This window comes from Solihabitans fulvus (assembly GCF_008386585.1).
GTDB lineage: Bacteria > Actinomycetota > Actinomycetes > Mycobacteriales > Pseudonocardiaceae > Solihabitans > Solihabitans fulvus.
In genome coordinates this window covers 14705-39031 of record NZ_VUOB01000041.1, presented here as the reverse complement: position 1 = coordinate 39031, position 24327 = coordinate 14705, and the positions used below count along the sequence as shown (strand labels likewise).

Annotated in this window: 20 protein-coding genes and 1 riboswitch; of the genes, 10 read left to right on the top strand and 10 right to left on the bottom strand. The window is 71.8% G+C overall.

All coding sequences use genetic code 11. The features are described 5' to 3' along the window. Window positions 1-60 precede the first annotated feature (60 nt). From F0L68_RS22070 to F0L68_RS22060, 3 genes are all read left to right on the top strand, one after another. The gene (locus F0L68_RS22070) at window positions 61-933 is read left to right on the top strand and encodes a trypsin-like serine peptidase (RefSeq protein WP_149851545.1); all 873 of its coding nucleotides are present in this window, start codon (window positions 61-63) and stop codon (window positions 931-933) included. Between the two features lie 570 nt (window positions 934-1503). Further along, a complete protein-coding gene (locus F0L68_RS22065) occupies window positions 1504-2706 on the top strand; it encodes a sensor histidine kinase (RefSeq protein ID WP_223199069.1) in 1203 nt (400 codons plus the stop codon). 19 nt (window positions 2707-2725) lie between these two features. Continuing rightward, entirely contained in the window at window positions 2726-3394 is a 669-nt protein-coding gene (locus F0L68_RS22060; protein WP_223199025.1) for a response regulator, read from the top strand. Window positions 3395-3403: 9 nt separating this feature from the next. Here F0L68_RS22060 and F0L68_RS22055 read toward each other — a convergent pair whose 3' ends face one another. The 3 genes from F0L68_RS22055 to F0L68_RS22045 all read right to left on the bottom strand — a co-directional run bounded on the left by F0L68_RS22055 (window position 3404) and on the right by F0L68_RS22045 (window position 9734). Further along, window positions 3404-4168, bottom strand: a complete 765-nt coding sequence (locus tag F0L68_RS22055) for a hypothetical protein (protein WP_149851542.1) — start codon at window positions 4166-4168, stop codon at window positions 3404-3406. Between the two features lie 192 nt (window positions 4169-4360). After that, on the bottom strand, window positions 4361-8026 hold the full coding sequence (gene cobN / locus F0L68_RS22050; RefSeq protein ID WP_149851541.1) for a cobaltochelatase subunit CobN: 3666 nt from the start codon (window positions 8024-8026) through the stop codon (window positions 4361-4363). A 52-nt stretch (window positions 8027-8078) separates the two neighbouring features. Then, window positions 8079-8204, bottom strand: a riboswitch (cobalamin riboswitch). Window positions 8205-8288: 84 nt separating this feature from the next. Beyond that, window positions 8289-9734 carry an amino acid permease gene (locus tag F0L68_RS22045; RefSeq protein ID WP_149851900.1) on the bottom strand — a complete coding sequence of 482 codons (1446 nt, stop codon included), beginning with the start codon at window positions 9732-9734 and terminating at the stop codon, window positions 8289-8291. Window positions 9735-10108: 374 nt separating this feature from the next. Between F0L68_RS22045 and lon the strand changes: the two genes are divergently transcribed. Together lon and F0L68_RS22035 are read left to right on the top strand one after the other, a co-directional pair. Then, window positions 10109-12493 (top strand): endopeptidase La, encoded by a 2385-nt coding sequence (gene lon / locus F0L68_RS22040; protein WP_149851540.1) that lies wholly within the window; start codon window positions 10109-10111, stop codon window positions 12491-12493. Between the two features lie 176 nt (window positions 12494-12669). Beyond that, window positions 12670-13434 carry a hypothetical protein gene (locus tag F0L68_RS22035; protein WP_149851539.1) on the top strand — a complete coding sequence of 255 codons (765 nt, stop codon included), beginning with the start codon at window positions 12670-12672 and terminating at the stop codon, window positions 13432-13434. On the opposite strand, the gene F0L68_RS22030 is transcribed toward F0L68_RS22035, so the two are convergent. Both F0L68_RS22030 and F0L68_RS22025 read right to left on the bottom strand, forming a co-directional pair. Beyond that, window positions 13345-13968 carry a hypothetical protein gene (locus F0L68_RS22030; protein WP_149851538.1) on the bottom strand — a complete coding sequence of 208 codons (624 nt, stop codon included), beginning with the start codon at window positions 13966-13968 and terminating at the stop codon, window positions 13345-13347. The two genes, F0L68_RS22035 and F0L68_RS22030, sit on opposite strands and share 90 nt — an antisense overlap. Before the next feature lie 108 nt (window positions 13969-14076). After that, window positions 14077-14904: a polysaccharide deacetylase family protein gene (locus F0L68_RS22025; RefSeq protein WP_149851537.1), complete on the bottom strand. Its 828-nt coding sequence runs from the start codon at window positions 14902-14904 to the stop codon at window positions 14077-14079. Window positions 14905-15161: 257 nt separating this feature from the next. On the opposite strand from F0L68_RS22025, the gene F0L68_RS22020 reads away from it, so the two are divergent. Then, the gene (locus F0L68_RS22020) at window positions 15162-15704 is read left to right on the top strand and encodes a YbhB/YbcL family Raf kinase inhibitor-like protein (protein ID WP_149851536.1); all 543 of its coding nucleotides are present in this window, start codon (window positions 15162-15164) and stop codon (window positions 15702-15704) included. Between the two features lie 104 nt (window positions 15705-15808). Beyond that, the gene (locus F0L68_RS22015) at window positions 15809-17194 is read left to right on the top strand and encodes a mycothione reductase (RefSeq protein WP_149851535.1); all 1386 of its coding nucleotides are present in this window, start codon (window positions 15809-15811) and stop codon (window positions 17192-17194) included. A gap of 15 nt (window positions 17195-17209) precedes the next feature. Here F0L68_RS22015 and F0L68_RS22010 read toward each other — a convergent pair whose 3' ends face one another. After that, window positions 17210-17743, bottom strand: coding sequence for a GNAT family N-acetyltransferase (locus F0L68_RS22010; RefSeq protein ID WP_223199024.1), 534 nt, complete (start codon window positions 17741-17743; stop codon window positions 17210-17212). A gap of 8 nt (window positions 17744-17751) precedes the next feature. Next, window positions 17752-18135, bottom strand: coding sequence for a hypothetical protein (locus F0L68_RS42550; RefSeq protein WP_188316737.1), 384 nt, complete (start codon window positions 18133-18135; stop codon window positions 17752-17754). A 29-nt stretch (window positions 18136-18164) separates the two neighbouring features. Between F0L68_RS42550 and F0L68_RS42545 the strand changes: the two genes are divergently transcribed. Further along, window positions 18165-18758, top strand: a complete 594-nt coding sequence (locus F0L68_RS42545) for a TetR/AcrR family transcriptional regulator (RefSeq protein ID WP_223199068.1) — start codon at window positions 18165-18167, stop codon at window positions 18756-18758. A 13-nt stretch (window positions 18759-18771) separates the two neighbouring features. Here the strand turns inward: F0L68_RS42545 and F0L68_RS21995 are convergent, their stop codons facing one another. Continuing rightward, window positions 18772-20001, bottom strand: coding sequence for a CynX/NimT family MFS transporter (locus F0L68_RS21995; RefSeq protein WP_223199023.1), 1230 nt, complete (start codon window positions 19999-20001; stop codon window positions 18772-18774). A 140-nt stretch (window positions 20002-20141) separates the two neighbouring features. On the opposite strand from F0L68_RS21995, the gene F0L68_RS21990 reads away from it, so the two are divergent. After that, the gene (locus F0L68_RS21990; protein WP_149851531.1) at window positions 20142-20816 is read left to right on the top strand and encodes a FadR/GntR family transcriptional regulator; all 675 of its coding nucleotides are present in this window, start codon (window positions 20142-20144) and stop codon (window positions 20814-20816) included. Between the two features lie 123 nt (window positions 20817-20939). On the opposite strand, the gene F0L68_RS21985 is transcribed toward F0L68_RS21990, so the two are convergent. Continuing rightward, window positions 20940-21848, bottom strand: a complete 909-nt coding sequence (locus tag F0L68_RS21985) for a LysR family transcriptional regulator (RefSeq protein WP_149851530.1) — start codon at window positions 21846-21848, stop codon at window positions 20940-20942. A 74-nt stretch (window positions 21849-21922) separates the two neighbouring features. On the opposite strand from F0L68_RS21985, the gene F0L68_RS21980 reads away from it, so the two are divergent. Then, on the top strand, window positions 21923-22873 hold the full coding sequence (locus F0L68_RS21980) for an EamA family transporter (RefSeq protein WP_149851529.1): 951 nt from the start codon (window positions 21923-21925) through the stop codon (window positions 22871-22873). Here F0L68_RS21980 and F0L68_RS21975 read toward each other — a convergent pair. Beyond that, on the bottom strand, window positions 22780-24315 hold the full coding sequence (locus tag F0L68_RS21975) for a cobyric acid synthase (protein ID WP_149851528.1): 1536 nt from the start codon (window positions 24313-24315) through the stop codon (window positions 22780-22782). The genes F0L68_RS21980 and F0L68_RS21975 overlap by 94 nt on opposite strands. Window positions 24316-24327 lie beyond the last annotated feature (12 nt).

Here is a 24327-nt window from a genome sequence, read left to right as displayed (position 1 = left end):
CGTCGGCGATCGGGCACAGCGGGTAAAATCGCCCTGATCGGACGGCGAAAGGGCGACACATTGAGGAGCACGCGTCGGCGCCTCGCCGTGCCCGCCATGGTCCTCGTGTTCGCGGTGCTCGCCGCGACCGCCTGCCACGGCGACCCGGCGGCCGTGCCGCCCGCCAGCAGGGCGCAGGTGCGGTCGGTCGCGCCGACCGAGGGTGATGACGCCGCGCAGCGCTGGACGGGCCAACGGACCGTACCCCTGTCGTCGGCGGGCTCCCCGACGGCGACCGGCGGTCAGCCTGCCGCCGTCGGCGCGCTGTTCTACACCGACTCCGACGGCGCGCTGACCCACCACTGCACGGCCAGCGTGCTGCACAGCCCCAATGCGGACGTGGTGCTGACCGCCGCGCACTGCATCCACGACGGCTACGGCGGCGACTACGTGCCCGGTCTGGTGTTCGTGCCCGGCTACCGCGACGGCGCGAGCCCGTACGGCGTGTGGGTGCCGACGCGGACGATCGTCGCGCCTGGCTGGCAGCAGTCCGGCGATCCCAACCTCGACGTCGGCTTCCTGGTGGTGCGGCAGCCGGGCAGCGACCATCGGATCGAGGACGTGACGGGCGCCAACACGCTCGGCGTCGACCAGGGCTTCGAGCACCGCGTGACGGTCACCGGCTATCCGAGCGAGTCGGACGAGCCGGTCACCTGTGCCGGCGAGAGCAGCAGGCAGAACGACAGCCAGCTCAGCTTCCAGTGCCCCGACTACACCAACGGGACCAGCGGCGCGCCGTGGGTCGCCGACGCGGATCCGCGCACCGGGTCCGGCACGGTCGTCGGGGTGATCGGCGGTTACGAGGAGGGCGGCGTCGACCCGGACGTCTCCTACAGCCCGTACTTCGGGCAGGACGTGAAGTCGTTGTACGACAAGGCGGTCGCCGCGAGCTGACGGCCGGGTTGACCGGGGCCCTCGCGAGCGGCTGTGTCGGGGACAACCGCTCGCGAGGGCCAGGAAGCCGCGCATACTCCCCATATATCGCGGATTCCGTCACCCGGGCGTCGCCGCCGGTGACCACGCTACGGATCGGCGCCGCCCTCGGCGTCCTTCCGTGGATGGAGATTTCGGGAAACCCAGTACGGCAGCGGGACGACGGCGACGTACAACTTCCGCGGTACACGGCCGGACTCCCCGGCACGCGGCCGGCACCACGGGGATCGGCGCCACGAGGACCGGACGCACGAAGAGCCCCGTGCCCTCGTGAGGGAGGCTGGGGGGCCACTCACGAGGGCTGGAACCGGTGACGACCAAACGGATCGCGCGATTCCAACCGGGGCACTTCCGCCGTTGACGACGGTACGGCCGCGCGGCGCACGGATCGTCCCGCGCCGGATTGAGGTTTTCGCACAACCAGAGCGGTAGACCCAGCGGCGCGGCCTGCAACTTTCGCGGTAGTCGGAGGTCCACCCCCGAAGCGAAGACGGGTCGGGCGCGCCGGACTACGGTTGCCGGGTGCAGGTCATGGTGCCGCTGGTCAGACGGGCTGTTCGGCTGCATCCGCAGCTCGCGGACACGGTGCTCGCGCTGGTGATGACCGTGCTCACGGTGAAGCAGGCGATGGGCGCGAACCCCGTTGGCTGGCGCCATTTCGACCTGCTCGGCGTCGCGCTGAGCGGCGCGGCGAACCTGCCGCTCGCGCTGCGCAGGCTCGCCCCGATGACGGTGCTGTTGGTCGCCGTGACCGCCGCGGCCACCTACCAGCTGGCCGGCTACTGGCCCGTGGTGAACGCGCTCGGGGTGCAGCTCGCGGTCTTCACGGTCGCGTCGATGCGGAGCTACCGGATGGTGGCCGTCTCCCTCGCGCTCGTGCTGCCGGTGATCCTGCACGCCGCGCTGATCACCTGGCCGTACTCCAACTCGCCGTGGGACATCGTCGCCCAGAACCTGGTGTGGTACGCCGTCATCGTGGCGATCGGCGACGGCGCGCGGCGGCTGACCGAACGCGGCAGACGCCTTGCCGAGCTGTCCGAGCAGCTCCGGCACGAGCAGGAGGACAAGGCGCGGCGGGCGGTCACCGACGAGCGCGTCCGGATCGCCCGCGAGCTGCACGACGTTGTCGCGCACCACATGTCGGTCATCTCGGTGCAGGCCGGCCTGGCGCGCTACGTGTTCGAATCCGACCCGGCCACCGCGAGCGCCGCGCTCGGCACCATCGCGGACACCGGGCGCGAGGCGCTGGACGAGATGCGCAGGCTGCTGGCCGTGCTGCGGCTGGAGCGGGAGCCGGACGAGCAGGGCGCGACCAGCTACGACCCGACCCCCGGGCTGAGTCAGCTCGGGGACCTGCTCGACCGGATGCGGGGCGCAGGCATGCCGGTCGAGCTGGTGACCGCTGGGGCCGAGCGAAGCCTCGCGCCGGGCCTCGACCTGTGCGCGTACCGCGTGATCCAGGAGTCGCTGACCAACGTCCTGAAGCACACCGACGCGGCGAGCGTGACCGTGACGCTGCACTACCACGCGCACGAGCTGGTCGTCCGGATCCGCGACGACGGCGCTGGCGCTGGCTCGAAACCGGATGGAAAGGGCTCCGGGCAGGGCGTGATCGGCATGCGGGAACGCGCCAGGCTCTACGGTGGGACCCTGATCGCCGGGCCGCGACCCGATGGCGGGTTCGACGTGGTGCTCATGCTGCCGACCACGACTCCGGCGACGGAGGTTCGGTAGCCGCTGGAAGGGGGATCCGGTGACCGGTGTGCTTGTTGTTGACGACCAGGTCCTGGTGCGGGCTGGCTTCGCCGCACTGCTCCGCGCGGCGCCCGGGCTGGAGGTGGTCGGCGAGGCGGCCAACGGCGAGGAGGCGATCGCGAAGGCCGCCAGCAGCCGGCCGGACGTGATCCTGATGGACATCCGGATGCCCGGTATCAGCGGGGTCACCGCCACCGAGCGGATCCTCGGCAGCGCGGACGAGAATCGGCCGAGGGTGCTCATCCTGACGACCTTCGACCTGGACGAGTACGTGTACGCGGCGCTGCGCGCGGGCGCGTCCGGGTTCCTGCTCAAGGACACTCCGCCGGAACGGCTGCTGGACGCCGTGCACACCATCGCGGCCGGGGAGATGCTGTTCGCGCCGAGCGTCACCCGCAGGCTGGTCGAGGCGTACGCGCGGCGGCCGGATCCCGGCGTGGTCCCGCCGATGCCGCTCGACTCGCTGACCGCCCGCGAGGTCGAGGTGCTTCGCCTGGTCGGCAGGGGCATGTCCAACGCGGAGATCGCCGAGCAGCTGGTGGTCAGCGAGGCGACCGTGAAGACGCACCTGAACAGGACGATGACCAAGCTCGGCCTGTGCAGCAGGGCGCAGGCCGTGGTGCTCGCCTACGAGACCGGCCTCGTGGTCCCCCGCCGCAGCGCCTGACCCAACAGGTCACTGCGGGGTGAGGGTCCAGTCGCCGGACGAGGTGATCTGCACGAGCGCGGGGCCGGCCAGCGGCACGGTGCCGGCGTACGAGCCGATCCGGTCGACCAGCGTGGTCGGCGTGGTGTCGCCCCGGTGCAGTTGGTGCACCAGGAACCGGTTCCTGCCCCGGTTGGTGACCTCGGCCCGAGTGGATCGCCCGCGCAGCAACAGCACGGCGTCGCCGGTGCCGGAGGCGGGTCCGTCGGTCGGCGTGGCCAGGTCGACCCCACCGACCGTGAGCGTCCACTCGCCGGCCGCGCGCACGGTGAGCCTGCTCGCGCCCGCCTCGATCCATCGGCGCCCGCTGTACGGGCCGACGCTTTCCACCAACGGGGTGTCGGAGTTGTCGGCGCGCAGTTGGGTGCTGCCGGTGCAGGTCTGGCATTCGAACCGGAGGATCTGCTGGCCGGGCGGGCGGTCGAGGGTGAGCACGCCGTAGCCGTTGCCTTGGTACACCGAGGGCGGCGCGGCGCCGGGGCCGGGACCTGGTGCCAGGTTCGCGGCCGGGCCGGCGCCCGGCGGGGCCGAGGGGGTCGCGGGGTCGTCGGCGCGGCCGACGGCCATCGCGGTGACGACGACGAGCGCGGCCGCCGGGATCGCCCACGGCCACAGCGTCCTCGGCCGCCGGTGGCCGGGCTCCCGCGCGGGCGCTGGCGGCTGCGCGCGGACGGTGGACGGCGGCCAGACCAGGGTGGGACGCGGCGACGGCGGTGCTTGCGGTGGTCGGATCACGGCTCCTCGCTTTCGCCTAGCCGGCGTGCGGTCGCCGGTTGCCTCCCCTGTCGACCCGTCGCGACGCTGCGTTATCAATTGATAATTTGACCACCTGAATGGGTGAGTTCAAAGACACCAAAGCGGGCACGTGAGCCGCAAATACTGCGCTCCGTGCCCGCCTCGATGTCACCCACTTGCCGCGAGGTCGCTCTAGTCCTCTAGCTGGCCCTCCAGCTCCAGGTAGACCGCGCGCAACTGGTCGAGCACCTCGGCGTCCGGCTCCGCCCACAGCCCGCGGTCGGCGGCCTCGAGCAGGCGCTCGGTCACGCCCCGCAGCGCCCACGGGTTGGACTTGCGCATGAACTCCTGCACCTGCGCGTCGAACACGTAGGACTCGGCCAGCTTGGCGTACATCCAGTCGTCGACGACCCCGGCCGTCGCGTCGAAGCCGAACAGGTAGTCGACAGTCGCGGCCAGCTCGAACGCGCCCTTGTAGCCGTGCCGCTGCATCGCCGCGATCCAGCGCGGGTTGACCACCCTGGCCCGGAACACCCTGCGCGTCTCCTCGCCGAGCGTGCGCGTCTTCACCGCGTGGGGCACCGCAGAGTCGCCGACGTAGGCGGCCGGGCTCGCACCGGTCAGCGAGCGCACCATCGCGACCATGCCGCCGTGGTACTGGAAGTAGTCGTCGGAGTCGGCGATGTCGTGCTCGCGGGTGTCCACGTTCTTCGCCGCGACCTGGATGCGCCGGAACGCCGTCTCCATGTCGGCACGGGCCTGTCTGCCGTCCAGTCCCCTGCCGTACGCGTAGCCGCCCCAGGTCGCGTACACCTCGGCGAGGTCCTTGTCGTCGCGCCAGTTCCGCGCGTCGATCAGCGGCAGCAGCCCGGCGCCGTACGCACCGGGCTTGGAGCCGAAGATGCGGGTGCTCGCCCTGCGCTCGTCGCCGTGCGCGGCGAGGTCGGCCCGGTAGTGCGCGGCGACGAAGTTGTCCTCGTCCGGCTCGTCCAGCCGCGCCACCGTGTCGATCGCCTCGTCCAGCAGCGTCACCACGTGCGGGAAGGCGTCCCGGAAGAAGCCGGAGATCCGGACCACCACGTCGATCCTCGGCCGGCCGAGCTCGGCGACCGGCACCGCCTCGAAGCCCGTGACCCGCCGGGACGCCTCGTCCCACACCGGCCGACAACCCAGCAGCCACAACAGTTCCGCGATGTCGTCGCCCTGCGTCCGCATGGCCGAGGTGCCCCAGACCGTGAGCCCGACGCTGCTTGGCCACTGCCCGGTGTCCTCCCGGTGCCGCACGATCAGCGAGTCGGCCAGCGCCGAGCCGACGTCGAAGGAGTTGCGCGACGGGATGGCCTTCGGGTCGACCGAGTAGAAGTTGCGGCCGGTCGGCAGCACCGACACCAGGCCGCGAGTCGGCGAGCCGGACGGGCCGGGCGGCACGAACCCGCCGTCCAGCGCGTGCAGCACGTTGCGCACCTCGTCGGTGGTGCGGGCCAGCCTCGGCACCAGCTCGACGCAGGCGAAGCGCAGCACGGCGACCACGTCCGGCACGGCCTCGCCGAGCACCTCGGCAGCGACCAGGCCGGCCTTCTCGGCGTCCCAGCCGAGCGTGTTCGTGCCGAGCACCAGCTTGCGCGCCAACGACTCCAGCAGGTCGACCACGTCCGAGGCGGTGCGCGCGGGCCCGTCAACCAGCCCCGTCAACGACTCTGGCGCGACCACCGACGCGCCGGGGTCGGCGAGCAGATCCTGTTCGTCCAGCCCGAAATGGCTCGCCATCGCCGCGCGCAGGCCGGGCAGCGCGCCGACCGTGCCGCCGAAGACCTGCCGCGCCCGCAGCACCGCGAGCACGTCGTTGACCAGCTCCTCGCCGTCCGGCGCGCGGCCGAGGATGTGCAGCCCGTCGCGGATCTGCACGTCCTTGACCTCGCACAGGTAGCCGTCCACGTGCAGCACGAAGTCGTCGAAGTCGGCGGCGTCGGGCTGCTCGTCCTGGTGCAGGTCGTGGTGCAGCTGAGCGGCCTGGATCAGCGTCCAGATCTGCGCGCGCAGGGTGGGCACCTTGTCCGGGTCAAGCGCCTGCACGGTGGCGTACTCGTCGAGCAGCTGCTCCAGCTTGGCCATCTCGCCGTAGGTGTCGGCGCGCGCCATCGGCGGGATCATGTGGTCGACGACGACGGCGTGCCCGCGCCGCTTGGCCTGGGTGCCCTCGCCGGGGTCGTTGACGATGAACGGGTACACGAACGGCAGGTCGCTGAGCACCGCGTCCGGCGCGCAGTCCGCCGCGAGCCCGAGTCCCTTGCCCGGCAACCACTCCAGCGTGCCGTGCTTGCCGAGGTGGATGACCGCGTGCGCGCCGAACTCCTCGGCCAGCCACCGGTAGCCCGCCAGGTACTGGTGGCTGGGCGGCAGATCGGGGTCGTGGTAGATGGCCACCGGGTTCTCGCCGAACCCGCGCGGCGGCTGGATCATCAGCACGACGTTGCCGAAGCGCAGCGCGGCGACGTAGAGCTGGCCATCCTCGACGTACAGCTCGCCGGGCGGCGCCCCCCAGTGCTCGGTCATCGAGGCGCGCAGCGGCTCGGGCAGCCGGCCGAACCACTCCAGGTAGCGGGCGGTGGGCACCCGGATCGCGGCCTGACCCATCTGCTCCTCGGTCAGCCACTCCACGTCGTGGCCGCCCGCCGCGATCAGCTGGTGGATCAGCGTGTCACCGTCCACAGTGGACAGGTCGAGGTCGCCGAGCCGATAGCCGGCCTCGGCCATCGCGCGCAGCAGCACCACGGCGGAGGCCGGCGTGTCGAGGCCGACCGCGTTGCCGACGCGGGAGTGCTTGGTGGGATAGGAGGACAGCACGATCGCGAGCTTCTTGTCGCCGTTGGCGAGGTGGCGCAGCCGCGCGAGGGACACCGCGATGCCGGCGACCCTGGCCGCGCGCTCCGGGTCGGCCAGGTACACCGGGATGCCGTCCGGGCCGGCCTCCTTGAAGGAGAACGGCACGCTGATCAGCCTGCCGTCGAACTCCGGGATGGCGACCTGCATCGCCGCGTCCATCGGCGAGAGCGCCGCGGTGGACTCCACCCAGGTCTGCCGCGAGGTGGTCAGGCACAGGCCCTGCACGACCGGGATGTCCAGCGCGGCAAGGGCGCCAGCGTCCCAGGCGTCCTCGTCGCCACCCGCGCTCGCCTCGGCCGCGACGGCGCCGCCCGCCGCGAGCACGGTGGCGACCAGCACGTCGCACCGGCCGAGCAGCGCGCGCAGGCCGTCGGCCTCGGCGCCGGCGAGTCCCCGCAGCGAGCCGCAGAACACCGGCAGCGCGTTGCCGCCCGCCGCCTCGATCGCGTCGGCGAGGCTGTCGACGAACGCGGTGTTGCCGGCCAGTTCGTGCGCGCGGTAGAAGATCACGCCGACGGTCGGCCTGCCCTCGACCCACGCGCGCGAGCCGTGCGGGCCGTACAGCGGGGCGCGGGCGGGCGGCGCGAAGCCCTCGCCGGTCAGCAGCACGGTGTCGGACAGGAAGCCGGCCAGCTCGCGGAGGTTGTCCCGGCCGCCGTCGACCAGGTAGGCAAGCGCTTGCGCGACCACCCCGGCCGGCACGGTCGACGCGGCCATCAGCTCGGCGTCGGGGGTCGCCTCGCCGCCGAGGCACACCGTCGGCAGCCCGGCCGCGAGCAGCGCGGTCAGGCCGTCCTCCCAGGCTCGGCGGCCGCCGAGCAGCCGCACCACCACGAGATCGACGCCGTTGAGCAGCGCGGGCAGGTCCGCGACGGCGACCCGCGCGGGGTTGGCCACCCGGTAGTCCGCGCCGCAGTCGCGCGCGGCGAGCAGGTCGGTGTCGGCGGTGGAGAGCAGCAGAACGCGTGCTGGCATGGCCGTTCCTCCTCGGGGTTCTCCGCCCCTGGTCGAGGTGTCACGGCGGCCGGAGTGTCCTGGCTCCCGGATCGACGCCGTGGTCCCGGCCTTCCCAGGCGGTGGCCCAGTGGCGCGCAGGGGGAACGACTCCCCGGTGACAGTGGCGGGACCGCCCCAGACTCACACTGGGTTCCTCCACTGCCGCCTTGTGCCCGCTCATGCTAGTGCGCGCGATGTTCCCGGCCCACAACGCGGATCGTCGCGGGCCGGGAACGCCGGGTCACGCCAGGGACTCCAACTCGTGCTCGATCGCGGCCAGCTCCTCGGGCGAGCCCTGCACCTTGGGGCCGGTGAACCAGTTACGCGCCGAGGTCAGCCACCAGACACCGGCGAAGCCGAGCACCACCAGCACCGCGAGCGGCGTGTAGTTGAAGTGCTCCCACGTCACCGGGCTCGTCGTTGGCAGCATGAACAGGATCGTGATGAACACGACCCAGACCACCGCCACCGTGCCGACCAGCCCGCTGTACCTGCCAAGGTGCCACGGCCCGCGCTCGAAGTCCGCGCCCTGCCGCAGCCGCAGGAACGTCGGGATGACGTAGGCGATGTAGAGCCCGATCACCGCGATCGAGGTCACCGCCGCGTACGCGGTGTTGTTCCACAGGTAGGGCAGGCCGAGCACGAACGCGCCGCCCGCCGCCAGCCACACGGCGTTGGTCGGCGTGCGCGTCCTGCTGTTGACGCGGTGCCAGATCGCCGAGCCGGGCAGCGCACCGTCCCTGGAGAAGGCGTAGATCATCCGGGAGTTCGCGGTCACCGAGGACATCCCGCAGAACAGCTGCGCGCCGATCGCGATGAGCAGCAACAACTTTCCGCCGGTCGCGCCGACCGCGTCGATGAAGATCTGCGCCGGCGGCACGCCGGTCGCGCTGTTGACCGCGCCGTCGTAGCTCTGGATGGCGAAGGTGATGCCGATCAGCAGGATCCAGCCCGCCACCAGCGACACCAGGATGGACAGCACGATGCCGCGCGGGCCGGAGACCGCCGCGTCGTGCGTCTCCTCGGTCATGTGCGCGGAGGCGTCGTACCCGGTGAAGGTGTACTGCGCGAGCAGCAGGCCGAGCAGCACGACGTAGATGCTCGACCCCCAGCCGGTGGTGTTCACGAAGTGGCCGAACACGAAGCCGGCCGACTGGTGGTGCGCCGGCACGATCGCCAGCACGCCGACGATCACCAGCACGCCGAGCAGGTGCCACCAGACGCTGACGCTGCTGAGCACGGCGACCAGCCGGACGCCGAAGGTGTTCAGCAGGCCGTGCGCCACCAGGATGATCCCGAGCAGCAGCACGGTGTGCCACGGCCTCGCGTCGAACCCGAACTGGAGGTCGAGCAGGGCGTTGAGGAAGAACGCCGCGCCGAAGTCGACGCCGGCCGTGACGGCGACCTGGCCGAGGAAGTTGAACCAGCCGGTGAACCAGGACCACGCTGGCGCGTTGCGCCTGGCCAGCTTGGCCGACCAGTAGTAGAGGCCGCCCGCGGTCGGGAAGCTGGAGCAGACCTCGGCCATCGCCAGCCCGACCAGCAGGGTCATCAGGCCGACGACCGGCCAGCCCCAGGTGATCAGCGCGGGCCCGCCGGTGGTCATGCCGTAGCCGTAGAGGGTCAGGCAGCCCGAGAGCACCGAGATGATGGTGAAGGACACCGCGAAGTTGGAGAAGGCGGACATGGATCGCTTGAGTTCCTGGGCGTAGCCCAGCTGGTGCAGTCGACGTTCGTCAGCGGACAGCTCGGGCAGGTCCGGGGTCGCGGACGGTGGGGCGTCCTTGGCCTGGTGATCGGACACCGCGCCTCCTTCGGTCGGGGTGGGGGGAGCCACCGACTCTTAAGGGTTAGGGTCAGTCCATTGACGAATAAGGTCGCCGCTGCGCCGCGCCGGGTCAAGACTCAGCCTCGATTTCGCCCGTAACAAGCTCGCGACTTCGGACATCTGGCCACAAATCCGTCCCGGCGGGCCTGCTCGCTCACAGCGAACAAGATTCGGAAACAACACCAGGCTCCACTTGGTTGAGCGAGACAGACTCAACCTTGTAGGAGGATCACATGGGCACGACGTTGGCCCTTCCGGTGCTGCCACTGGACGACGCGGTCGTCCTGCCCGGCATGGTGGTACCGATCCGGTTGTCCGGCGACGACAGCGCCGAGACGCGCGCTGCCGTGGACGCAGCTTCCGCCGCGGCCTCCGCCGAGACAGGGGGTGGCGACAAGCCGCAGGTGCTGCTGGTCCCCCGCCTGGACGGCAAGTACTCGAAGGTCGGCACGCTCGCGGTGATCGAGCAGGTCGGCAGGCTCTCCGGCGGCGAGCGCGCCGCCGTGGTGCGCGGCACCGCCAGGGTGCGCATCGGCACCGGCACCACCGGCCCCGGCGCCGCCCTCTGGGTGGAGGCCACCGTCCAGGACGAGGGGACGGTCGACGACCACACCGAGGAGCTGGCCAGGGAGTACCGCGGCCTGGTCACCACGATCCTCCAGCAGCGCGGCGCGTGGCAGGTCGTCGACTCGGTGCAGCAGGTGGACGACCCGTCCGCGCTGGCCGACCTCGCCGGCTACGCCTCCTACCTGACCGACGAGCAGAAGATCTGGCTGCTGGAGACCGCCGACGTGACGGCGCGGCTGGAGAAGCTGCTGGAGTGGGGCCGCGAGCACCTCGCCGAGCTGGACGTCGCCGAGACGATCCGCAAGGACGTCAAGGAGGGCATGGAGAAGCAGCAGCGGGAGTTCCTGCTGCGCCAGCAGCTCACCGCCATCCGCAAGGAGCTGGCCGAGCTGGACGGCAAGCCCGCCTCCGAGGAGCAGGACTACCGGGCCCGCGTCGAGGGCGCCGACCTGCCCGAGCACGTGAGCAAGGCCGCGCTCGCCGAGGTGGACAAGCTGGAGCGCACCTCGGACCAGTCGCCCGAGGTCGGCTGGATCCGCACCTGGCTCGACACCGTGCTCGAACTGCCCTGGAACGAGCGCACCGAGGAGACCTACGACATCGCGAGCGCGCGGGCGGTGCTGGACGCCGACCACGCCGGGCTCGACGACGTCAAGGACCGCATCGTCGAGTACCTGGCCGTCCGGCGCAGGCGCGCCGAGCAGGGCCTCGGCGTGGTCGGCGGCCGGCGCAGCGGCGCGGTGCTCGCCCTGGTCGGCCCGCCCGGCGTCGGCAAGACCTCGCTCGGCGAGTCCGTCGCGAAGGCGATGGGGCGCAAGTTCGTCCGGGTGGCGCTCGGCGGCGTGCGCGACGAGGCCGAGATCCGCGGCCACCGGCGCACCTACGTCGGCGCGCTGCCCGGCCGGATCGTGCGGGCCATCTCCGAAGCGGGCTCGATGAACCCGGTCGTGCTGCTCGACGAGGTCGACAAGATCGGCGCGGACTACCGGGGCGACCCGACCGCCGCGCTGCTCGAAGTCCTCGACCCCGCACAGAACCACACCTTCCGGGACCACTACCTCGAGGTCGAGCTTGACCTGTCCGACGTGGTGTTCCTGGCAACGGCCAACGTGCTGGAGTCCATCCCGGCCCCGCTGCTCGACCGGATGGAGCTGGTCCGGCTGGACGGCTACACCGAGGACGAGAAGGTCACCATCGCGCGGGACCACCTGCTGCCGAGGCAGCTGGAGCGCGCGGGGCTGACCGGCGAGGACGTCGCGATCGAGGAGTCGGTGCTGCGCAGCCTGGCCGCCGAGTACACCCGCGAGGCCGGGGTGCGCGAGCTGGAGCGCAGCGTGGCGCGGATCCTGCGCAAGATCACCGCAAAGGTCGCGCTGGAGCAGGCAGAACTGCCCCTCCAGGTCGGCGTCGACCAGCTGCGCGGCTACCTCGGGCGGCCCAAGCACACGCCGGAGTCGGCGGAACGCACCGCGGTGCCTGGCGTGTCCACCGGGCTCGCCGTCACCGGGGCGGGCGGCGACGTGCTGTTCGTCGAGGCGTCGCTGGCGGAGAAGGACACCGGCGGCACCGGGGTCACGCTCACCGGACAGCTCGGCGAGGTGATGAAGGAGTCCGCGCAGATCGCGCTGTCCTACCTGCGGTCGCACGGCAACGCGCTGGGCTTCGAGGTCGGCGAACTGGCCGAGCGCGGGGTGCACGTGCACGTGCCGGCAGGCGCGGTGCCCAAGGACGGCCCGAGCGCCGGTGTCACCATGACCACGGCGCTGGCCTCGCTGCTGTCGGGGCGGCCGGTGCGGTCCGAGGTGGCGATGACCGGCGAGGTGTCGCTGACCGGTCGGGTGCTGCCCATCGGCGGGGTGAAGCAGAAGCTGCTCGCCGCGCACCGCGCCGGGCTCACCACCGTGCTGCTGCCGCAGCGCAACGAGCCCGACCTGGACGATGTGCCGGAGTCGGTGCGGACCGCGCTGACCATCCACCTGGTCGGCGACGTCCGCGAGGTGTTGGAGCTGGCCCTCGAACCGGCCGCCACCGCCCAGGTGGCAGCCGCCTGAGGCAGCTGCCCAGGCAGCCGCCGCTTGAGGCAGCACGACGAACACGGACGTCAACCGTGCCGACAGGGCGGAGGGTCGCATCGACCGTCCGCCCTGTCGGCGTTGCGGGACACCAAGTTGCGGGACGCCAAGGGGACTTCCACGGCAGTGTCACACCTGGATGTGATGATTCGGCCGTGCCCATCAAGCGCGAGCGAACCGCGGCGGAGCTGGAGTTCCGTCTCGGGCAGAGTGACCAGCCTGCGGCCGTGATCGGCGCCGCCGGTGACTGGTTGGCCGCACGGCTGGCCGAGGACGGGTTCCGCTGGATCATGTCGCGACAAACCCTGGAACGCCGGATCGGCACCCGCAAGGAGCAGATCCACCTTCAGAGCGCGAAGGGAAACCTGACCGGACACTCGGTCCGTTTCAGCGCACAACTCACCGTCCGGGACACGGCGCTCAAAGCCTGGCGGCAGGCCAATCCAGGGCTCACGCTCCACCGTGACGTCGACCAGGACCTGCTTTGCCGCCATCCGTTGGGAAATCTGGTCGGCTCCGTCGAGGAAGGCTCCGTCGAGAAAGGCACCGTCGAGGAAGGCACCGTCGACCTCACCGACCACCGACACCGGTCGGCACGGCTTGCGGCCTTCCTCGCGCAGATCCGTCAGACCGCGCTGCCCTGGTTCGCCAGCACCGCCCGGGTACAGGTCGCTGATCTTCCCGACCTGACGATCGGTCTGCACGCCGTCGAACTGGCCGAGCTGCTGGTGAGTCGAGGCGATCAGGACCAAGCGCAGCCTGCCGCGCCATCCGAAGTGGCGCGGCAGACCGCTGCGCAAGGGTCCGCGACTACCGCAGCGCCTGGCTCCCTAGGCGATGGCCTGCCAGATGGTGGCGTAGCTGGCCAGGCCGCCGGCGATGGCCGCGTCGAGCCGTCTGCTCGGCGCGTTCGCCGGTAGTCGCAACAACTTCCCGCGCCGCACGTCCAGGATCCGCGCGCCGGCCCCCGGCAGGATGTCCTCCATCGCGTTCTCCAGCACGCGCAACGGGATCTTCGCGGTCTGCCCGGTCAGCGGCGGTTCCTTGAGGTACAGGAAGACCGCGAGCCTGCCGCCGTCCTGCTCGCGCACGCCGAGCTGCGGGGCGACCGAGATCTCCACCCCTGGTTGGCGCAGCGTGGTGGAGCCGACCTTCACCACCGTGCACCGCGCGGACGCCCACCAGGACAGGAAGCCGTCGCGCAGCTCGGCGAAGTGCCGACCTTTCGAGGTGTCCTGCACCGCCCGCGCCGCCGCGTCCAGCACGAACTCCGGGTCGGGATCGGCCGCCGCGCGCCGGATCGCGCGGACCATCGGGCCGTAGTAGTTCCATGGCTTGCGGTCGGGGTCGAGGTACATCTGCCGCTGCCTGGCGACGATGTTCGCCTGATGTCCCGGACCGCTGTTCACGTAGTCGATGAAGGTGCCGAGGCCGATCTTGAACGCAGGAGGCATGAGCCTCCTCCTTCCCCGTAGGACCTGGCTTCTACCACCAGATTCTACGGCCAGGCACCGACATTTTCGAACACCTGTTCGATGCCCGATCGGCCTGGAATCACCAGGTCAGACGGAGAGGAAGTCCACCAGCGGCACCGGGGTGAGGCCGTTCTCCCTCGCCTTGTGCAGGAACGCCTCGAAGTCCTCGACGAAGGTCTTGCGGAAGTGCATCAGCACGATGTCGCCCGGCTTGAGCTGCTTGCCGGCCTGGAACTGCACGACCCCGTCGTTCACCGCTGCGGTCCACATGACCAGCGCCTTCATCCCGCAGTCCGCAGCGGCCTTGCGGGTGTTCTCGTCGTAGTTGCCGAACGGCGGCCGGAACAGGGTGGCCCGCTTGCCGTAGTTCTGCTGGAGGAAGTCGGCGTTCCCGCAGATCTCGTGCTTCTGGAACTCGTAGGGCTTGCCGCGCAGGTCAGGGTGGCTGGTGGTGTGGTTCTCCACGCTCACCCCGGCCTGGTCCTGCAACGGCTTGAAGTAGTCGGTGTGGTCCTTCACGTACACGCCGTTGAGGAATAGCGTCGGCCGCACCCCGGCCGAGGTCATCAGGCCGAGCGCGGTCGGGTCGCGCACCACGCCGTCGTCGATGGTGATGAACACGTACGGCTTGGTTGTCTCGATGTGCTTGATCACCGGGACCTTGCCGTCGACGATCGGCGGGACCTTGGCCTGCTCGGTGCCGAACGGATACGGCTGCTGGAACACCGGCACGGTCGTGCCGCCCGGCCCCTTCGCCGTGGTCGGCGCCGGGGTGCTCGTGCTCGGCGCGGCAGAACTCGTCGACGAGGACGGCACCGGTTCCCGCGCCGCGGGCGGCATGGCCACCGGCTCGTTCGTGCAGGCGGTCAGGCCCGCCGCCAGCGCGAGTGCGAGCAGCACCGAGCCGCGTCGCATGGCTGTCACCCTTGTCCGCACGTGCTTCCCTTCGGAACGCCGGGACCACGCCCGAACCTGTTCGTCCTCCGCTTGGCTCCCCCACCGACAGACGCCTGTGTGGCGCCGCCGTTGCCCCAGTCTGTCATCCCGTCCGGCCCGCCAACCTGCGGTCCGAGTAAGTGGGACGGGCACGACACCGAGGGCCCACGGCGCGCGGCTAGGGTCTTGACTGTCGCGAAAGATCATCCACCGACACTCGCACCGGAGGATCTGCCATGAGCCTCGACCGACCCGTCACCCCCGACCCGTACCCGCTGCTGCCCTCGGTCGCCTCGTTCACCGTGACCTCGGACGACGTCGAGCACGGCGCTCCGCTGCCGGACCGGCACGCGTTCAACGACTTCGGGATGTCCGGCGACAACGTCTCGCCGCACCTGAGCTGGCACGGCTTCCCCGAGGGCACCAAGAGCTTCGCGGTGACGTGTTTCGACAAGGACGCGCCGACGCCGTCCGGGTTCTGGCACTGGGTCGCCGTGGACATCCCCGCCGAGGTGACCGAGCTGCCGGCCGGGGCAGGCGCGAGCGACGACACCCTGCCCGGCAACGCCTTCCACGTGCGCAGCGACTACGGCACCAGGGCCTACGGCGGCGCCGCGCCGCCGCAGGGTGACCAGGTGCACAACTACTACTTCGTGGTGCACGCCGTCGACGTGGAGACGCTGGGCGTGGACGCGGACGCGACCCCGGCCGTGGTGAGCTTCAACCTCGCCTTCCACACCCTGGCCAGGGCCGTCATCGCGCCAACGTACGCCCACTGACAGCCCACTCACAGCAGGGAATTCGGGGCGGGTCCCGCGGGGTTGAACCGACGGGACCACCCACCACGAGTGGGCACACCACCACGGACAGGCAGGATGGGGACGTGCGGCATTTCGACCTGGTGATCATCGGCACCGGCTCCGGCAACTCGATTCCCGACGACCGGTTCGCCGACTGGGATGTGGCGATCGTCGAGAAGGGCGTGTTCGGCGGCACCTGCCTCAACGTGGGCTGCATCCCAACCAAGATGTTCGTGCACACCGCCGACCTGGCGGCCGCGCCAGCGGCCGGGGCGCGCCTCGGCGTCGACGCGCACCTTGACCGGGTGCGCTGGCCGGACGTGCGGGACCGGATCTTCGGCCGCATCGACCCGATCGCGTCGGGCGGCAGGCGCTACCGCGTCGAGGACAACCCGAACATCACCGTCTACGAGGGCCAGGGCCGGTTCACCGGGCCGAAGACCCTGACGGTGGCCTACCCCGACGGCCGCGAGGAGACGATCACCGCCGACCGGTTCGTGCTCGCCGCCGGCAGCCGACCGATCGTGCCGGACGTCGCGGACCTTGCGGAGGTCGGCTTCCACACCAACGACACGATCATGCGGCTGGCCGAGCTGCCCGACCGGATGATCATCCTCGGCAGCGGTTACGTGGCCACCGAGTTCGCCCACGTGTTCTCCGCCTTCGGCGTCCGGGTCACGCTGGTCGCCAGGTCAGGGGCGCTGCTGCGGGGCGAGGACGCCGACGTGTCGGCGCGGTTCACCGAGCTGGCCGCGCAGCGCTGGGACGTGCGACTGCACCGCAAGGCCGTGCGCGCCGAGCGGGTCGACGGCGTGACCAGGCTGCACCTGGAGGGGCCGGACGGCGCCGAGGTGGTCGAGGGCGAGGAGCTGCTGGTCGCGGTCGGCCGCGTGCCCAACAGCGACCTGCTCGGCCTGGCGGCCACCGGGGTGACCACGCACGCCGACGGCCGGGTCGTGGTGGACGAGTACCAGCGGACGGTGGTCGACGGGATCTACGCGCTCGGCGACATCAGCTCCAAGGACCAGCTCAAGCACGTGGCCAACCACGAGGCCAAGATCGTCCAGCACAACCTGCTGCACGCGGACGAGCCGATCGCGGCCGACCACCGGTTCGTGCCGCACGCCGTGTTCTCCTCGCCGCAGGTCGCCGCCGTCGGGCTGACCGAGCAGGAGGCGACGGCGCGGGGCGTCCGGTACGTGACGGCGACGCAGGAGTACGCGGGCATCGCCTACGGCTGGGCGATGGAGGACACCACGGGCTTCGCGAAGCTGCTGGCCGACCCGGCGACCGGGCAGCTGATCGGCGCGCACATCATCGGCCCGCAGGCGTCGACGGTGATCCAGCCGCTGATCCAGGCGATGAGCTTCGGGCTCGACGCGCGCAGCATGGCGCGGGGGCAGTACTGGATCCACCCGGCCATGCCGGAGCTGGTCGAGAACGCCCTGCTCAACCTCCCGCTCGACTGACCCCCGCCCGACCGGTCACTCCGTCGTCCGCGCCGCCGCGCGCAGCCTGGCCCGTGCCGGGTCGCGCGGCGGCGCGCTCGGGCGTCGCTCGGCGGCGGGGTGGCCCTGTTCGTGTTCGGCGCGGCGGAAGAACAGCGTGACGGTGACGCTGTCGGTGAAGCCGTTGCGCTGCATCAGCCCGGCCGACGCGGTGTTGCTCTGCTCGACGTCGGTGACGATCCTGGTCGCCCCCGCCGCGAACAGCGCGCGGCAGGAGGCGTCCAGCAGCCGCCCGGCGAGTCCCCTGCCCTGGTGCGTCGGGTCGACGGCGATCCACTCCAGGTAGCCCCAGTCGTCCCGCTCGTCATAGGACAGCGAGCTGAGCACGAAGCCGACGACCCCGGCCTGCTCGTCCTCGGCCACCCAGCAGGCGTCCGGCTGGGCGTCCAGGTGCACGGCAACCGAGGACAGCGACCACGACGTGTAGGGCATGGCCGTCACGTCGAAGACGCGGTGCCCGAGATCGAGGACGCCGGCCAGGTGGTCCAGTCGCATCGGGACGATTCGCATACAACGCATTATCGCGACAGAGCGCCGGACTGCCCGCTGTGGTCCAGCGCGATGCGCAGCGCGGGCAGGCCGTGCCGCCGGATCATGAACTCGGCGACGACGAGGTTGGGCAGCCAGCACAGGAACGGCAGCGGCGCGTAGGCCTGGGTGGAGATCGTCTCGAACACGTCCCCGCCGTGCACGAACGGCACCTGTGCGAAGGTCAGCACGCGGGCGAACTGCCACGGCCCCAGCAGCAGAGCGAGCCCGGCGAAGACGATGTGGACGTAGAAGGCCACCTGGACCGGTAACGCCCTGGCCGCGTACGTGGGCGCGAGCCCGACGTGGTCGCGGCCGAGCGTGTCGAGGGTGCCCTGGGCGTACTGGCCGACGAAGTAGCCGGCGATGGCCACCGAGGAGAAGGCGACCCACGCCCAGCTCCATCGGGCGCGGCCCCAGGTACCACCACGGAGCGCTCCGGGAGGCACTGATCGCCGGGGCGAGGGAGATCCTCGCCGAACGCGGGCACGACCAGTTCAGCCTCAACGAGGTGGCCCGCCGGGCCGGCGTGAGCACGGCCGCGCCCTACCGGCACTTCGACAGCCGCGACGACCTGCTGGCCGCCGTGGCCGCGCAGGGCTACGTGACCCTGTACGAGCGCCTCGCGCAGGCGGCCGACGAACCGGCGACGGCCGGCGAGCGCCTGCTCCGCCTCGGCGGCGCGTACGTGCGCTTCGCGCACGACCACCCCGACCTGTTCATGACGATGTTCCGCAGATACCCCGCCGCCGGCCCGGTCACCGCCGGCACGGTCGGCGAGGACGCGTTCGACCTGTTGCTGTCAGCCGTCACCGACGCCCAGCGGGGCGGGACCATCATCGCGACCTCGCCCGCGGAGCCGACGGCCAGAGCCATCTGGGCCACCCTGCACGGCCTCGCGGTGCTCAGCCTGCTGCGCCAGGACGACCGGTTCGGCATGAACGGGATCCCTGAGGAGCTGACCAGTCGGGCGCTGTCCGCGCTGCTGGGGCTGTAGGCCCAGCAGCGGATCAGATCGTGCGGGGCCGGCCGGCGATCGAGCCGAGGCCGATGATCAGGGTGACGACGACGAGCAGCCCGACAAGGGACACCGTCCAGCCGCCGGTCAGGCCGTGCAGCACGCCGAACAGGAACGGCCCTGACGCGGAGACCAGGTAGCCGATGCTCTGCGCCATCGCGGACAGCCGCGCGGTGTCGGCCGAGGACTTCGTGCGCAGCGAGATCATCGTCAGGGCCAGCGGGAACATGCCCATGCCGATGCCGACCAGCACGACCCAGAGGCCGGGCGCGGCGGCCGGCGCGAAGGCGAGGCCGGCGACCCCGGCGAACGCGGTGGTGCCGAGCATCAGCACCATCGGCGTCTGGCTGGACCACCTGGCGGCGATGGGCGGCACCAGGAGGCTGATCGGCACACCGAGCACCATCGTCACGGCCAGCAGCACGCCGGAGGTGGTCTTGTCGACGCCCGCGTCCTGGAGCACCTGCGGCAGCCAGCCCATGACCGCGTAGGCGAGCAGCGACTGGAGCCCGAAGAACGCGGTGATCACCCAGGCGAGCGGGCTGCGGGCCAGCGAGCGGCGCGCGTTCCTGGTCGGGGTGCCGCCTGCGACGCGGGTGGCGGCGCCGTGCCGCGCGCCGGCCAGCCATACGACGAGCGCGCCGATCGACAGCAGCGCCCACGCGCCGAGCGCGGGCCGCCAGCCGCCGACCCAGGACTCCAGTGGCGGGGTCAGCGCGGCGCCGAACGCGCCGCCTGCGGACAGGGCGGCGGTGTAGATGCCGGTCACCAGCCCGAGCTTCTTCGGGAAGGAGTCCTTGACCACGACGGGGATCAGCACGTTGCAGACGGCGATGCCGGCGCAGGCGATGAACGTGCCGCCGAGCAGCACGGCGGGGCCGTCGATGACCCGCAGCAGCAGGCCGACGGTGAGGACGGTGAGCGACAGGGCGACGGCGCGGGCCATGCCGAGCCTGCGGCCGAGCCACGGCGCGGCGAACGCGGCGAGCCCGAAGCACAGGGTAGGCACGGCCGTGATGACGCTGGCCCAGGTCGAGGACGCACCGAGCGAACCCCGGACGTCGCCGAGCATGGAGGACAGGCTCGTGACGGCGGGGCGCAGGTTCGTCGCGGCCAGGGCGACGCCGACGGTCAGCAGGCCGGTGCCGACGAGGGCCACGTGCCGGTTGGGGAAGACGGCCTCGGCGGCGCCCTCGTTCGGCAGCGCCTCGGCGGTGGCCAAATCTTTGACCGCAATCGCCGGATCGACCCCACGCGGAGTGGCAGTCTGGGCGGTCGACGGCGTCAGTTCGGCGGAAGCCTGCTGGGTTGTCACGGGTCTACTATGACAAACATGGGATGTTCGGATGAAAGGATGATGCTGTGCCGTTGGCCACTACGCGGCGGGCCGGCCTCGTCGACCAAGTGATCGAGCAGATGCGGGAGGCGATCACCGGCGGCGAATGGCCGGTTGGCCAGCGCATTCCGCCCGAACCGGAGCTGGTTACCGCGCTTGGCGTCGGACGCAACACCGTGCGGGAGGCGGTGCGTGCGTTGGCTCACGCCGGGTTGTTGGAGGTCCGTCAGGGCGACGGAACCTTCGTGCGGGCGACCAGCGAGCTGTCCGGAGCGGTTCGCCGCCTCTGCGGCAGCGAACTGCGGGAGGTGTTGCAGGTTCGACGGACCCTGGAGGTCGAGGGCGCGCGGCTGGCCGCCGAGGTCCGCACCGAGGAGGAGTTGCGCAAGCTGACGCGGCTGCTCGACGAGCGGGACGCCGCGCTCGCCACCAAGCACTGGGAGCGGCTGGTCGAGCGGGACACCGCGTTCCACCTGTTGCTCGTGCAGTGCTCGCACAACTCCCTGCTCGCCCAGCTCTACCAGGGCCTGACCGAGGCGATCAGGGCGAGCGTCGCCGCCACCGTCGACACCACCATCGAACTCGACGACCACGTGTCGCACCGCGACCTGCTGGACGCCGTGCGAGACGGCGACGCGGCCAAGGCTGCGGCCGAGGCGGGCGAGTTCCTCGAAGTGTTGATCGCGCGGCACGCCGAGTAGCCGCCACTCGCGCGTGGACAGTGCCGACGCGATGCACTGTCCACCGCGAGTGGCCGTACTTGGTTCCTGCTGAGCTTGATTCCTGCTGAGCTTGATTCTTTCTGGCCCAAAAAAAACGAACCACTACGCCGTGTCGCGGGTGTCCCAGTGCCGGCGCAACGCGGCCACCGTCACCGCGATCGCCGGCCTGCGGGTGGCCTGCGCCCGCCACACCGCGAACAGGCGCCTGGTCGGCGTCGGGCGCAGGGGCACGGCCACGACGCCGTCCGGGAGCGGGCCTCGGCCGAGCCTGGGCAGCAGGCCGACCCCGACGCCTGCGGCCAGCAGCGCGAGCTGCGTCTGGTACTCGGTCACCCGGTAGCCGACGATCGGCTCGATCCTGGCGGCGCGGAACGTGCGCACCAGCCAGTCGTGGCAGATCGTGCCCTCCGGCTGGCACAGCCAGCGCTCCCCGGCCAGGTCCGCCGGGGTCAGCTCGGCGCGGCCGGCCAAGTGGTGCGCCGAGGGCAACAGCACGTCGGCCACGTCCGCACCGAGCTCCGCCCGCTCCAGCCCGTCCGGCACGGCGAGCGGCGTGTTCTCCCAGTCGTGCACCACGGCCAGGTCGATCTCGCCGCGCCCGACCGCCTCGGCGGCCTGCGGCGGGTCGATCTCCAGCAGCCGCACATCCAGCGTCGGATGGTGGCGCAGGAGGTCGGCCACCACCGCGGGCAGCAGGCCGCGCGCCGCCGTGGCGAAGGACGCCAGCATGATCCGCCCGACCGCCTGGCCGCGCTGCTCCTCCAGCGTCACCTCCGCCTGCTCGACCAGGTCGAGCACCTGCCCGGCCGTCTCGGCGAGCCGGTAGGCGGCGTCGGTCAGCGTGACGCCCCTGCCCCGGCGCTCCAGCAGCGTGGTGCGGGTCTCCCGCTCCAGTTTGGCGATCTGCTGGGACACCGCCGACGGCGTGTAGCCCAGCGCCGAGGCGGCCGATCCGACCGAGCCGTAGGCGGCCACCGCGTGCAGCGCGCGCAGCCGCGCCAGATCCAACATGAAGCGATTGTAAATCGAACCGTGCAGAACAATTTGCTGGTGCTTAACAGTTGGCGCTGCGCAGACTCGACCCCGTGAGTCCTCGCCACATCGCGCTCGCCGCCCTGGTCGCCGCCGTCTGGGGGGTCAACTTCGTCTTCATCGAGATCGGCCTCGCCAACTTCCCGCCGCTGCTGTTCTCCGCGCTGCGGTTCCTGGCCGCCGCCGTGCCCGCCGTGTTCTTCGTCGGCTCGCCCCGCGTGGCCTGGCGCTGGGTGATCGCCGTCGGGCTGATCCTCGGCGTGGCCAAGTTCGGCCTGCTGTTCATCGGCATGCACGCCGGCATGCCGGCCGGGCTGTCCTCGCTGGTGCTCCAGAGCCAGGCCGTGTTCACCACGGGCTTCGCCGCCGTACTGCTGCGCGAGCGCCCGCGCCGCGCCCAGGTCGCCGGCATGCTGGTGGCCGCGGCCGGCATCGGGCTGATCGCCGTCGACGGCGGGCTGACCGCGCCGGCCTCGGCGTTCGCCCTGGTGGTCGGCGCCGCAGGGTGCTGGGGGCTGGCCAACATCGTGCTGCGGCGCGCGAGCCCGCCGGACATGTTCCGCTTCATGGTGTGGGTCAGCGCGGTCGCCACGCTGCCGCTGTTCGCGCTGTCGCTGCTCACCGAGGGCCCCGACCGGGACCTCGCCGCGCTCGCCGGGCTGAACCTCCCCGGCGTCGGCGCGATCCTCTACGTCGCGCTGGCCTCCACCCTGTTCGGCTTCGGCGTGTGGGGGTTCCTGCTCCGCGAGTACGACGCGAGCACCGTCGCGCCGTTCTCCCTGCTGGTCCCGATCGTCGGCATGAGCTCGGCGGCGCTGCTGCTCGGCGAGCCGCTCACCCCGCTGCGCTGCGCGGCCGCCGCGCTGGTCATCGCCGGGGTCGGCGCGACGGTGCTGCGCCGCAGGAAGGGTCAGACCAGCGGCGGCGCGCCGGGCGGCAGCACCGGCAGCCCGGCGGGCGCGCCGTCCGCCAGCAGCCGCAGCACGGCGTCCGTGTCCAGGTGATCCGCGACCAGGTCGCCGAGCAGGTCGAGCTGCGCCGCGCGGGCCAGCGCGAAGGACACGTCCGGCGCGGCTGCGAAACCGTCCCGGCCGGCCAGCTTTGCGGCCCAGCGCAGGAACCCGCGCCGGAACGCGTCGTTCTCCAGCAGGCCGTGCCAGTGCGTGCCGGCGACGTTCCCGGCCAGCGCACCCTCGACCTCGCCGTCGGGCAGCCGCACCAGCCCGGCCAGCTCGTCGCCGCGCCGCGCGACCCTGCCGTGGTGGATCTCGTAGCCGTGCACTGGCTCGCCGAACGCGGACCCGGCCGGCCGGTCCAGCGTCTTGTCCTGCCCGAACACCACGTCGAGGTCCAGCAGCCCCAGCCCGTCGACACCGCCGGCGCGGGACTCCACGGCGTCGTCGATGCGCCGCGCCAACATCTGGAAGCCGCCGCAGACACCCAACACGGGCAGCCCCTGCCGCGCGTGCGCGAGCACGGCGTCGGCGAGTCCGGTGCGGCGCAGCCAGGCCAGGTCCTCGACGGTCGCCTTGGAACCGGGCAGCACCACCAGGTCCGCGTCGGCCAGCCGGGACGGCTCGGTGACGAACCGCACCGACACGCCGGGCTCGCAGGCCAGCGCCTCGACGTCGGTGGCGTTGGAGATCCTCGGGAGCCGCAGCACCGCGACCCGCAGCCACTGGTCGCCGACGGGCGGGGCGGGCCGGCCGATCACGCCGTCGGCCGCGTAGGACAGCGAGTCCTCCGCGTCCAGCCACAGCTCCTCGCGCCACGGCAGCACCCCGTGCACCGGGCGTCCGGTCAGCGCGCGCAGCTGCCGGAGGCCGGGTTCGAGCAACGCGGGATCGCCCCGGAACTTGTTCACCACGAACCCCGCGACCAATGCCTGGTCGGCCGCGTCCAGCAGCGCGAGCGTGCCGAACAGGTGCGCGAACACGCCGCCCCGGTCGATGTCGCCGACCACCAGCACCGGCAGCCCGGCGGCCCTGGCCAGGCCCATGTTGGCGATGTCGTTGGCCCGCAGGTTGATCTCGGCTGGCGAGCCTGCGCCCTCGCACACCACGGCCTCGTAGTCCGACCGCAGTCCGTCCAGAGTGGACAGCACGGTGGTCAGCAGCGCGGCCTTGCGCTCCCGGTAGGACTGCGCGCTGACCTCGCCGACCGCGCGGCCCAGCACCACCACCTGGGAGCTGCGGTCACTGCCCGGCTTGAGCAGCACCGGGTTGAACCGCACGCTCGGCGGCAGCCCGCACGCCGCCGCCTGCACGGCCTGCGCGCGGCCGATCTCCCCGCCGTCCATGGTGACCACGGAGTTGTTGGACATGTTCTGCGCCTTGAACGGCGCGACCCGCACGCCCCGCCGCGCAAGCCACCGACACAGCCCGGCGACCAGGACGCTCTTGCCGGCGTCCGACGTCGTCCCGGCGACCAGTAAGGCCCCGCTCACGAGCGCTCCTCG